Source organism: Proteus sp. G2675 (assembly GCF_963886535.1).
Classification (GTDB): Bacteria; Pseudomonadota; Gammaproteobacteria; order Enterobacterales; family Enterobacteriaceae; genus Proteus; species Proteus mirabilis.
This window is the reverse complement of the sequence record NZ_CAWPCB010000031.1, coordinates 81,396-93,948: the sequence shown is the minus strand read 5'-3', so window position 1 is coordinate 93,948 and position 12,553 is coordinate 81,396. Positions and strand designations below refer to the sequence as shown.

The window sequence follows — 12,553 nt, the reverse complement described above, 5'->3', positions numbered from 1 at the left end:
TAAGGAAATTGCTGTGGATTTTCACCACGACGATCAAGAAATAACACCAGAAACATCACTTGTATTGGCGGAAAAACAACCATTATTAGATCTCAATGCAACTTTCACCTCTCCGACACAAACTAACCCTGCACTGGCTTATTTACGCAGTTTAGGCTCTAAACGTAGTCGCCAAACGATGGGATCGTTTTTAACAATCGTGGCAAAAATGATTGGCTTCTCTTCAATAAAGCATTGCCAATGGGGAGCACTTCGCCGCCACCATATTCAAGCAATTATCGACATGTTATCTGATGCGGATAAAGCACCCGCCACGATTAACACTTATTTAGCTGCACTAAAAGGTGTCGCTTTAGAAGCATGGGCGATGAAATTGATGGATACAGAAAGCTATCAACATATTCGCCAAGTTAAATCGGTAAGAGGCAGTCGATTACCTAAAGGTCGAGCGCTTACTGGACATGAAATTCGCGCACTTTTTCGCTGTTGTGAAAAAGACCACTCCTCAAAAGGTTTAAGAGATGCGGCCATATTAAGTGTACTACTTGGTTGTGGATTACGCCGTTCAGAAATTGTTGCGCTTAATTACGAGCATATTCAATTTCGTGATCAAGCTTTTATTGTTAGAGGAAAAGGTAATAAAGAAAGAATATCCTATATGCCAGAAGATACTTGGGAGCGTGTTCAATTATGGATCGATGAAATAAGGGGATCACAAGATGGCGCCCTTTTCACACGTATTCGCCGCTTTGATGATGTAACGGATGAACGAATAACAGACCAAGCCATTTATTATATTTTAGAGACACGCCAACAAGAAAGTGGCATTGATAAATTTGCTCCTCACGATCTGCGACGCACTTTTGCCTCTGCAATGTTAGATAATGGCGAAGATATTGTAACCGTAAAAGATGCCATGGGTCATGCCAGTATTATGACTACACAGCGCTATGATAGACGTGGTGATGATCGTCTTAGAAAAGCGGCTCGACATTTACGTTTTTAGCCTTTTATATTGTAAAAATATACCCAATTCAATCAATGATATTGGGTATATAAATTTTCATCTTATTAATTTTAGCTATGGCTTATCTAAATGGCGGCTCATTAAAGGTTCTTAATTTACGAGAATGTAATTTATCTTCTTCGTCTTTTAATAACTCAATTGCATGAATACCTATTTGCAAATGCTCTGATACCGCACCTTCATAAAAGTGATTAGCTTGTCCTGGTAATTTTATTTCACCATGTAACGGTTTATCAGATACACATAACAAAGTGCCATAAGGAACGCGAAAACGATAACCTTGAGCGGCAATAGTGGCACTTTCCATATCCACGGCAACGGCTCGACTTAAACTAAATCGCCTTGATGTTGCTGAAAAACGTAATTCCCAATTGCGATCATCTGTTGTCACAACCGTTCCTGTTCTTAATCGTTGTTTGATTTCATGTCCAGGCTTACCGCTAATGGCTTTAGTGGCATCATAAAGTGCACGCTGAACTTCAGCAATATTAGGAATAGGAATATCTGGCGGTAATACAGCATCTAAAATATGATCATCTCGTAAATAAGCATGAGCTAAAACGTAATCACCTAATAATTGGCTTTCTCTTAAGCCTCCACAATGACCAATCATTAACCAAACATGAGGACGTAGAACCGCCAGATGATCACAAATTGTTTTGGCGTTTGACGGCCCAACACCAATATTCACTAATGTTATTCCCGGCCCTTCTTTTGCGATTAAATGATAGGCGGGCATTTGATATTTTTTCCATGTCAGATCAGAAATTAATTTTTCCGGATCAACCGTATCGGCGGTTATTTGCTGAAAACCTGCACAAGAAAGTACACAATATGGACTATTTTTATCAGCAACTTGTGCACAGGCCCAACGAACGAACTCATCCACATAGCGGTTATAATTGGTGAATAAAATATAAGGTTGCACATCTTCAGGTAAAGTTCCGGTATAATGCTTTAAACGAGCCAAAGAAAAATCCGTCCGTAGTGCATCAAAATGTGAAAGAGGTAAAAGCTCGCTGTCATCAATTAAACCATCGGTAATATCATCACCAATTTTAGAGAGATCGGTAGTCGGAAAATATTTTGCTAAAGAGGCGCTCATTGACCGATCAAAACCAATGCCAGTGCCATCAATGACAAAAGGATATGGTATCTCTTGTTTTGAGGCCGTCACTTCAAAAGAGACATGATAAGCATCTGCAATAAGTTGCAGTTGCTCAGTTAAATAATTTTCAAATAAAGTTGGATTGGTGATAGTAGTAGAATAAGTACCTGATTTTGATAAACGCCCATAAGCTCTTGTTTTATCTTCTTTTTTAACATCACCATACCAATGTACGGTTAATTGCGGATAAGCAAATAGACCTTCAGCCCTTTGTTTTATATCAGGTAATTTTCCATCTTGAGCATACATAATAATAGCATTACGTAAGGCATCAACAGCATTTTGATATTGTTGTTTTAACTCATTAATAATTTTTTGAATTTCTGGGTTATGAGGTTTTGACATAAAGGAGCCTCTACTTATTCTCACGTTTTTCACATCATAGCAAGAAGCTCTATTTTGACCAAAGAATAAAATTAATAAAAATTATATGAGCATTCTCCACCTAATGAGACTAGTTGTCCTTTATTTAGTTTTAACGTAATATCAACGCTGTCTTCTTTAATGATTTTATTTCGACTCAATAGATGGGAGAATAGCTCTCCTAGCCTTGGTTTTTTATTATCTAGTTGTTTTATTATCTCGTTCATCTTTTCATTTAAAATTTTATCATAAGTTATTTCGATATTATTATTAATAGCAACCATATCATAGATAAAATTATATAACTTACTTTCAAATGGTTGAGCTAAGGGAATATCTAGATTTATTTTATCGCTACTTTTTTTAAAAAATTTTATTTTTAATTCAATTAAATCATCAGAAAGAGTCTTTATACTATAAATTTGTTCTTGCTTAACAACATTACTCATAGAAAAAGATGTTGTTAATGTGTAGTAATCAAAAGAATCATTATATGATTTAATTAAGGTAATCCCTTCTTGATTTAGTAAATAATAAATTGCCTTTTTATTTTCCTCTGAGATATCTTTAGTTAAAGTTTCAAATTCTTCCATTGCCTCGTCTTGATCTTTACTTTTTATTTCTTTACCATTGAAAATATAAGTATTTCTATTTATATCTTTTATTAGTGCCTTTTTTATATTTAAGTTAGCATTATCATTTTCTAAGTTAGCATTATCATTTTCTAAGTTAGCATTATCATTTTCTAAGTTAGCATTATCATTTTCTAAGTTAATATTATCATTTTCTAAGTTAGCATTATCATTTTCTGTATCTAAGTTAGTATTATCATTTTCTATCGCTTTGCTTACGAGCTGTCTTATAGCACTAAAGTTAACTTGATTAAAGTTACTTTTATTAAGCTTTAAGTCTATTTCACCAGAACGTATTTTATTATCTAATTCAATATACAACTCAGCAAAAATTTGATCATTAAGCTCATTTTTATCTAACTTTTCATATAGACATTTCAATGCAATTTCATTAGAAAAAATTAATGAATGCCGATTAAATGCATTAATTATTGTTGACATTTTATTAAGTTGTTCATTGTCTATATCCGTTATAGAAATATTATAATTATCTATTGAAATCGTAATATTTTTATCATTATCATTAGTATTGATTTTTATTCTTTCTTTATATGCATCTGAAGCCATAGTTTTTAGCATTAAAACATGATATAGCATTTTAAAATGATTTTTGTCATCAAATAGATCTTGACATACAATATTTTCAACTGTTTTTAGTGCTTTTTCTCTTTTGTTTGATTGGAACCAGTCTTTTATTTTATCCCATAATGACATCACATCTTTTGTTTTTTCTCCTTGTGATATTCTTAATATTTGTGAATTAGAAATATCATTGTGATTAATTTTTACACTCATCATATTTTCCTCTTAAATTAACCATATAATAATTAAAATTACATTTAAGAGAAGAACACTTTTAGTGAAACTATGCTATAAAAAATCACCCACTATAAATCATATTAGTCGTATTTCCTTTAAGTTTATGGAATTAAAAAACTTAATACGATCGGCAAGGTAACTGCTGCAAGCATGGTTTGTGATGTAATGATCCCCGCCATTAGCTCAGAATCCCCTCCTAGCTGTCGAGTTAAAATATAAGAAGTTGGGGCTGTAGGGATAGAAAAGAAAATGACTAAAAGCATCATAACTAATGAAGACAAACCTAAAAAATTAGCAACACTATATGCAATTATCGGTACAATAAGCAACCGAGTCACTGTGTTAATACTAATCATTTTACTTTCTGCTTTTAATGTTGATAAATGTAATGCCGCACCAATACAGATAAGCCCTAAAGGTAAACTAGTCGCAGCTAACAATTTTAGAAACTGATCGCTACCAAAAGGAAGCCCTATTCCTGATAAATTGATTACAATCCCTATTACACAAGAGATAATTAATGGATTTTTAATAATTGGGAAGATTAATTGACGAAAAGTTACATTTTGTCCTGCGGTTAAACAAAGCACTGAAGTCACATTTGATAGAGGAACCAAGGTTGCTAATATCAAAGCAGCTATTCCTAAACCCTCAACCCCAAATAAATCAGCGACAATAGCTAAACCTAAATAAGTGTTAAACCGAATATTGCCTTGAACGATCGCACCAAAACGGCCAGCAGACCAACCGGTTATTTTTTTTAAAATAACACACAAAATAGTGGTAATGATGACTACTGAGAAAATAGCCCCAGCAAGGTGAGGTAATTGAGGATCAGATAAAGGAGCATTAGCCAAGCTATTGAGAAGTAATGCAGGAAAGAGTAAAAAATAATTTAATTTTTCAGCCCCTACCCAAAATGCAGGTTCAAATGCTTTATTTCTTCTTAAAATAGCGCCTAGCGCAATTAACGCAAATAAAGGCCATAACGTTAACAACACATTTTGCATAGTGTTTGCCCCAGAAAAATAGTCATAATTTACAATATCGTAACATTAGCAAAATTACCAACTGATATTGTTAATATAAAAGCTAATTCAAAAAATGATAAAAATAAAAAATTTTCGCATTTTAAGCCCAACTTTTTCTGTTCTATAATGCTAGGTATAATTTTTATGTCAATAAGGCACTATTTATAAATTTTATAAATCAATATACATTCGATAACAGTGTAAACTTGCCTGAGCCAAGCTAGAATAGTACTCTCGCTCTTCTAAAACAGTGAACCCTTGTTTTAAATAAAATAGCATCGCATTAGGCGTTGCATCTAAAAATAATTTAACAAAATTTCTTTGTTTAGCTTCATATTGTAGCTGTTTAAGAATAAGTCCTGCATATCCTTTTCCCATGCATTCCGGTAATGTAAAAATAGCTTCAGCAAAGCCTGTTTTAAGATCTAAAAATCCAGAAGCTACGGGAATAGATAATTTTTTATCATCAATAACATAGAAAGGATTATTAATAATAGATTGTCTATAGCCGTCAGGCATTTCATCAGGAGTCCAAGCGGCTAATATATCGGGCGGATAGACATGTTGACAGCCAAAACGTAACGCTTTATTTCTTAAATACCATAATCGTTTTGCTTCATGAGGCTCCGCAAGCCTAAGTTGAACACCTTCCATTATAACCTCATTATCCACTGTAGATATTGCAATTATAGAAGTTATTATTCACTATTTTATTTTTATATCACTATTATAAGATTATTTTTATAATGTCCTAAGTGTATCCATTACGCCTGATACACTTAGGCTAATTCACTTGTTAGTTAACTATTTTAGTATAGTTATCTTGTTATTTTCATCGTTATTACACTCAACATTATTCGAAGATGGCAATAATAATGCAATAATATATCCTAATAATAAAATAAAACGCACTATCACCATTGTATCTGAAGAAATAAGTAATGGATATGGCGTAAGGACCATGGTGCCAATGGTAAAGATCAGTGCAATAGTGATAGGATATTTGAAACCAAAATCTCTTACTCGTTGAGTTAAAATAAGTGCAAATACGTAGATTTGTGCTATTAATAATATGAATTCGACTATACCATAAGAACTAAAAGAGAATTGGTAGAAAAATAATTTATCAGGATCATTCCCAACGGAATCAGGTAACAAGGTCATAAATAACATATATATTAAACCGTTTACAATACCAAATAACACAGAAAAAACCACTTCTGCCCCTAAAAAAGAGAGTCTATCCCGTCTTTTTTCCTTCCATTGATAAACTATTTTAGTTTTCATATTCAATCCTTTCTATTTTAAAATTGTATTCTTTCATATCATATATAATATACTTAATATTTTTACCTAAACCTATATGTTTATAAGACAGTATAAGCAATTCTAACATCTTCTGTTTTGATTATTGAAAGAGACAATCAACAAAGTTCTAAATACTTTTAAGCACATATGATGAAATTTTAGACTCACTATATCGGCTCAAAATAGACACTACCGCTCTTTTATCTAATTGATAATAGAGCGGTTTTATCATTTTGAAATTTATTTCACCATTTTATTGATCCACTTAATTTCTTCGTTAGTGAATCGAATATTGCTTTCTTTATTTGTATCAGTATCTTGCAAGATTTTGTCTTTAATTAATTGGCTAACAGGGACAATAATATTAAAATGGTCTCCATTTTTTATATTATAAATTTTCAGAGGAATATCGTGTTCCATTGCAACCACACGTAATTCATTGAATTCATCCCAAAAATAATCATGACCTTCAAAATAAAATGTTGGTGTTTTTATTGATTTAATATAGCGGTATACAGAACGGACATTAAATTCTTCTTCGTTGTTTTTATCAAAGGGTAATTCAACCATCATCCGCCCTTCTGTGCGTAGTTTAAGATCAGGTATTCCTCCTAAAGAGAATATTGCCCTGAATTTATCACTGTATTCACTAGCCAATAATGCTCTCGTTCCCCCAGTGCTATGTCCTACTACGTAAATACGTTTAGGATCAATATAAGGTAATGACGCTAAATATTCTCTAGCTGAGTCTAAATCTTCTAATTCACCATAAAACATTTCATAGCGACCAGGGTTGGTATTTTCACCACGAAAAGAAGGTATCATGAGTACCATATTAGGATCACGAAACGTCGCTCCTGTTTGGTCATTTTCAACTGGTTGTGGTGTCCAAAAATAATCATCTCCTCCTATCCCACCATATCCTCCATTCAGCCAAATCACCGCAGGTAGTTTATTTTTTTTATTCGCCGGCGGATGGGTTAAATAAGCATACATATCACCTAGTTTGGCCGGATATTTAACTACATTGAATATTTCTGCTGGCGCTTCCCAAGGTGCTTCAGTATTGTCAAAACTATCATTTATAATTTGTGTTTTAAAACGCTGATGTGCTTCAAATAAGGTTTCATCGCGAACATCGATATTCGCATTCGCCGAGAAAGTACCAATTGTTAGTAAAGAAAAAATAAGCGCAGGAGCAATTTGTCTAAAACATCTCTTTTTTAGAACCATATCAATCAATTTCCTTATAGATTATTTAAGTAGTGGAATAATAGTATAGATAGCTTAAAAATTTTGAATAGCATTTTTCTTGAACAAAGAAAAATAGATGTAAAAAGTATCTTAATTGGAATGGTTAAATTGCTTAAAAATTAAATAGGCAGAAAACGGCTTTTGGTTTGAGAAATTATTTTACCATTTTTTGGGCTATATTGAGAGCATTCAAACAATTAAAGAACACCATTATCCCTTTTTGATATAACACCTAGATCTCTGCTTGCCATGTTCACGAGACACTTCAATCCGGAGATTGGTTGACGAATCAATACAGATTTATAATGAAAGGCGACCCCATTTATTATTAAACTATAAAACGCCCGATGAGGTTCATCGAGCATTTTATACCTGAAAAGTTGTCAACCTATATCAAGATTAGTCATTATTTTTCAATGGATGGAAGTGTTTTTTCTTGTTAACAATTTACTATAAAATTTTTTAAAGCTTTTCCCAAAGAAAAATAATTCAAATTATGCATACGCTACAAAATGACATCGTTGAAATTATTCGCTGACCCTTTTTATGCTCTAAAACCTCGCCAAATGTTTTCTCCCAATCGCTATATTAAGAAATCACCCATACTGGCAATTTTAAGCCCCTTTCGTGTAGATTTTTAATATCGGGTGAATTGCACGAACTACAGTTATTGCTAGGACTCCAAGTAAAACAATAAATAAGTTAATATTAGTTAACTTATTAGCTTGGAGAAAAGAATATGCACCCATCAAAAGTAAGAGTTTATGTATTTAATTGGAGTACTTTTGTGATGGTATTAGGAATATTAGCATCATTATATTTTCATATTTCTACTCAAAATAACATAGCAGATAGAGACAAAGAAAATAGAGAAAATGAAAGAAATAATATAAGAACAATGTTCGCCTATGAGATTTCATATAATCAATCAAATCTAAGACTTTTAGAAGGAACTAAAAATGCAGGTTTTGATAAAGAAAAGTGCCAAGCAGAAATCTGCACTGCTAGTCCTGTTGAACTCAATGTATTTGCTGGCATAAGATTGATGATTCTAAACTCGCTAAGAGATGATGTATATACTATTTATCTACCTCAGATATATCTTCTTGAACCTAAAGAAGTCTCGTTAATAATGAATTATTATTACAGTCAGAAAGAGCTATTACAAAGCTCAAAAGCCATTCAGATAGGATTAGCCCAAAATAGAGACAATAAAAAATGGCTTGAAGAAAAAACATACCTTCTTACCCATAGTTTTGAGAATGAATACTTATTAGGCGAACAAATACTGTCAATGTATAAAGCTTATATTCCTGATGAATTAGTGAATAAACGTTAATACTCAAAAAATGATATGGCTTATCTACATACTTCTTACAAGATGCCATTCAATATAACCCCTTGAAAGGTAGTACAGAATTACTGGTTTAGAGTGTCCACATATTGTCCACACTTGAACACTTAGGGGCACTTTTTAGCCCTTTTTGATGGTTTTATGTACAAAAAAAGGCATCTTAAAAAAGATGCCTTTCTCTACAACTTATTGATTATCTTTGATTTACTTATTTTGCAGTTGTGCGAATTAAGTAATCAAATGCGCTTAATGAGGCTTTTGCACCTTCACCTGCGGCGATAATAATTTGTTTATAAGGAACAGTTGTACAGTCACCCGCAGCAAATACCCCTTTAATATTGGTTTCACCACGTGAATCAACCACGATCTCACCAATTTTATTACGCTCAACTGTTCCGTCTAACCATTGTGTGTTTGGCAGTAAACCAATTTGGACGAAAATACCCGCTAAGGCAATATCATGCATAGAATCGTTAGTGCGATCTTTATATTTCAGTCCTGTTAACTTAGTGCCATCTCCATATACTTCTGTTGTTTGAGCATTTAAGATAACATCGACATTACTTAAGCTACGCAGTTTCTTTTGTAAAACAGCATCGGCTCTCATTTCTGAGGCAAATTCTAGTACGGTCACGTGCTCCACTAAACCAGCTAAGTCAATGGCAGCTTCAACACCGGAGTTACCACCACCAATAACAGCCACTCTTTTACCTTTAAATAGAGGACCATCACAATGTGGGCAGTATGTTACACCGCGAGTACGGTACTCGTTTTCACCCGGTACGTTCATATTTCTCCAGCGAGCACCCGTGGCAATAATTAAGCTACGGGTTTTTAAAATCGCACCAGATGCGGTTTCAATTTGGTGTAGATCACCTTCCGCTGCTCCCGGAATTAAACGGCTGACAGTTTGGCTGTCAATGACATCAACTTGATAATCATCAACATGAGCTTTTAAAGCCCCAGCTAATTTTGCACCTTCTGTTTTAGGTACAGAGATATAGTTTTCAATATCAACAGTATCAAGAACTTGTCCACCAAAACGTTCACCGATAAGACCTGTATTTAAGCCTTTACGTGCAGCATATACCGCCGCTGACGCCCCCGCAGGGCCGCTTCCGACGATCAAAACATCAAAGGCATCTTTTTTATTTAATAACTCTGCAGTGCGTTTTTCTGCATTGCTATCTACTTTGCTAACAATTTCAGCTAAAGTCATACGACCTTGGCCAAACTCGTTGCCATTTAAGAATACCGCAGGAACGCCCATGATATTACGTTCCTGAATTTCATTTTGGAACATGCCTCCGTCAATCGCCGTATGGGTGATGTTCGGATTTAAAATCGCCATTAAGTTTAATGCCTGAACAACATCAGGGCAGTTATGACAAGAGAGCGAATAATAGGTTTCGAAATGAAACTCACCGTCTAACTGACGAATTTGTTCAAGTAATTCTGGGGCTTCTTTAGATGGATGACCACCGGTTTGTAATAATGCTAATACTAAAGAAGTAAACTCATGACCTAATGGCGAGCCTGCAAAACGAACGCCAGTTGTTTTCCCTGGGTTGGTAATAAGAAAAGATGGTTTGCGCACATTAGCACTGTTATCTTCACGGTATGTGACTTTATCAGATAACGGTTCAATTTCTTTTAATAAGGCTTGGATATCAGCAGAATGTTTGCTGTCGTCTAATGTTGCAACTAACTCAACTGGCTGGGTTAATCGTTCTAGGTAAGCTTTCAGTTGAGCTTTTAAATTATTATCTAACATTTTTGCACCCTCAATAAAATCGGGTGCCGAAACACCCGATAAATAACTACGTTAGTAGCTTCTTTAGTGGCTTGATTCTTATTTAGAATTTTTTAGATTTTGCCAACTAAATCCAGTGATGGAGCTAAAGTTGCATCACCTTCTTTCCATTTTGCTGGGCAAACTTCACCTGGGTGGCTAGCAACATATTGAGCCGCTTTTACTTTACGTAACAGGTCAGCTGCATCACGGCCAATACCTTCAGCAGTAATTTCGATTGCTTGGATGATACCTTGTGGGTCAACAACGAAAGTACCACGATCTGCCAGACCTTCCGCTTCACGCATATTTTCAAAGTTACGAGTTAATGCGCCAGTTGGGTCACCGATCATGCCATATTTGATTTTACCGATAGTTTCTGAGCTGCTATGCCATGCTTTATGAGTAAAATGAGTGTCAGTAGAAACAGAGTAAATTTCTACACCCATTTTTTGGAATTCTTCATAATGATCAGCTAAGTCACCTAATTCTGTTGGACAAACAAAGGTAAAGTCAGCTGGATAGAAGAAGAAAATGCTCCATTTGCCTTCGACGTCCTTTTCAGTCACTTCTACGAATTGACCGTCTTTAAATGCCATGTTTTTGAATGGTTTGATTGGGGTATTAATTAAAGACATTGTATTTCCTCCTGTTTGGTATGAATCTAATGTACCTATTCCAATTGAGAATATCTAATACATTCCTACTATCATATCAATAGGTTTTACCTAATGAGTTTAATAAATTGATAGAGATAGATTAACGAAATGTAGCGACTAACGCAAATGACTAAAAAAAATACAAAAAAACACGATTTAATGACAAAACAAGCTAATTATTGCTATTTTTAGCAGTAAAAATATAAAATTAACTCTATAAAAAGTAACAATTATTTTTTCAATTTAGCGCTTTTTATCACATATATACAGATCAAATCTCTTTGGCGGTTTTTAAAATAGTATAAGTGCATTTAAAAGCGGCCTGTTGGATCCGATAAATATCTTGTTTATCGGTGGTAGATTGCACAACTGCATCACCGGCTTGAAAACGTTGTAGCTCTCCCCAAGGCGCTTCCATTGCAAACTCAGCGGTTTGTTTTGGAACAATAAAATAATTCATTTCAATCCCTTTAGGGATAAAAACTTGATAGCCTTGCCTTATCGGTGTGATGCTTTTCGCTTTGTCTGCATCAGCCAGATTATAGCGCTGAGCAAATTTATCTTTTCTGACCAGAATTTCTTCATTACCTGTTGCTGGACAAATATTTTGTACAACCCAATCACCCGCTTTGGCTGGCTCCGAAATAGTTTCAACCCCTTCACCTTTTATGTAAGTGGTGATCACTTCTCCTTCTTTTGCAGGTCTGGCTAAAACGGGTTTGGTTTTGATAGCCACACCAGTGATGGCCATTTTCTCCGCTTGAGCAAAATAAGAAATGCGATCTTTTTGAGGTAAATGAGTGAGTGATTCAGCCACAGAAAATCTAGGTAGCAAGGCAGAGGCGAGGAATAATATTGCTATGCTATTTTTATAATGTTTGTAAGGCATATAGGTACTGTTTATCTTATCTGTCATCTTATTTATCTTATCTATCATCTTATTCATATAGATGCATGAGTAGCATTTTGGCTTTACCATATATCAATGGTATCTCGAATATTATGACAAATTAAAAAATAACAGTATCAATAAAATCAGCAAGTAATAAACTAAGAATAAAAAAGCGAGGAGTCTCACAACTTATAATAAAAAACTAATAAAAAACCACCGAAATAGTTATAAAGTGCCTCATTAGTAGTGAGAAC

General features: G+C 34.1%; 11 protein-coding genes. 2 read left to right on the top strand and 9 right to left on the bottom strand.

What is annotated here, in order from left to right; translation table 11 throughout:
* Positions 1-13 precede the first annotated feature (13 nt).
* Complete coding sequence (locus AACQ49_RS08485) at positions 14-1,006, top strand: tyrosine-type recombinase/integrase (protein ID WP_004251263.1); 993 nt, start codon at positions 14-16, stop codon at positions 1,004-1,006.
* Positions 1,007-1,088: 82 nt separating this feature from the next.
* Here AACQ49_RS08485 and AACQ49_RS08480 read toward each other — a convergent pair whose 3' ends face one another.
* From AACQ49_RS08480 to AACQ49_RS08455, 6 genes are all read right to left on the bottom strand, one after another.
* On the bottom strand, positions 1,089-2,540 hold the full coding sequence (locus AACQ49_RS08480; protein WP_004242872.1) for an AMP nucleosidase: 1,452 nt from the start codon (positions 2,538-2,540) through the stop codon (positions 1,089-1,091).
* 71 nt (positions 2,541-2,611) lie between these two features.
* Positions 2,612-3,988 carry a hypothetical protein gene (locus tag AACQ49_RS08475; protein WP_161778985.1) on the bottom strand — a complete coding sequence of 459 codons (1,377 nt, stop codon included), beginning with the start codon at positions 3,986-3,988 and terminating at the stop codon, positions 2,612-2,614.
* Positions 3,989-4,110: 122 nt separating this feature from the next.
* Positions 4,111-5,019, bottom strand: a complete 909-nt coding sequence (locus AACQ49_RS08470) for an AEC family transporter (RefSeq protein WP_004251269.1) — start codon at positions 5,017-5,019, stop codon at positions 4,111-4,113.
* Between the two features lie 192 nt (positions 5,020-5,211).
* Positions 5,212-5,694 (bottom strand): GNAT family N-acetyltransferase, encoded by a 483-nt coding sequence (locus AACQ49_RS08465; protein WP_020945626.1) that lies wholly within the window; start codon positions 5,692-5,694, stop codon positions 5,212-5,214.
* Positions 5,695-5,844: 150 nt separating this feature from the next.
* Complete coding sequence (locus AACQ49_RS08460; protein WP_129623685.1) at positions 5,845-6,327, bottom strand: hypothetical protein; 483 nt, start codon at positions 6,325-6,327, stop codon at positions 5,845-5,847.
* A 261-nt stretch (positions 6,328-6,588) separates the two neighbouring features.
* Positions 6,589-7,581 (bottom strand): alpha/beta hydrolase family protein, encoded by a 993-nt coding sequence (locus tag AACQ49_RS08455; RefSeq protein WP_135091776.1) that lies wholly within the window; start codon positions 7,579-7,581, stop codon positions 6,589-6,591.
* Between the two features lie 760 nt (positions 7,582-8,341).
* Between AACQ49_RS08455 and AACQ49_RS08450 the strand changes: the two genes are divergently transcribed.
* Positions 8,342-8,941 (top strand): hypothetical protein, encoded by a 600-nt coding sequence (locus tag AACQ49_RS08450; RefSeq protein ID WP_036908028.1) that lies wholly within the window; start codon positions 8,342-8,344, stop codon positions 8,939-8,941.
* Positions 8,942-9,164: 223 nt separating this feature from the next.
* Here AACQ49_RS08450 and ahpF read toward each other — a convergent pair whose 3' ends face one another.
* From ahpF to AACQ49_RS08435, 3 genes are all read right to left on the bottom strand, one after another.
* Positions 9,165-10,730 (bottom strand): alkyl hydroperoxide reductase subunit F, encoded by a 1,566-nt coding sequence (ahpF, locus tag AACQ49_RS08445; protein WP_017628129.1) that lies wholly within the window; start codon positions 10,728-10,730, stop codon positions 9,165-9,167.
* Positions 10,731-10,822: 92 nt separating this feature from the next.
* A complete protein-coding gene (gene ahpC, locus AACQ49_RS08440) occupies positions 10,823-11,386 on the bottom strand; it encodes an alkyl hydroperoxide reductase subunit C (RefSeq protein ID WP_004242845.1) in 564 nt (187 codons plus the stop codon).
* A 292-nt stretch (positions 11,387-11,678) separates the two neighbouring features.
* Positions 11,679-12,386 carry a hypothetical protein gene (locus AACQ49_RS08435; RefSeq protein WP_135091774.1) on the bottom strand — a complete coding sequence of 236 codons (708 nt, stop codon included), beginning with the start codon at positions 12,384-12,386 and terminating at the stop codon, positions 11,679-11,681.
* Positions 12,387-12,553: the final 167 nt, after the last annotated feature.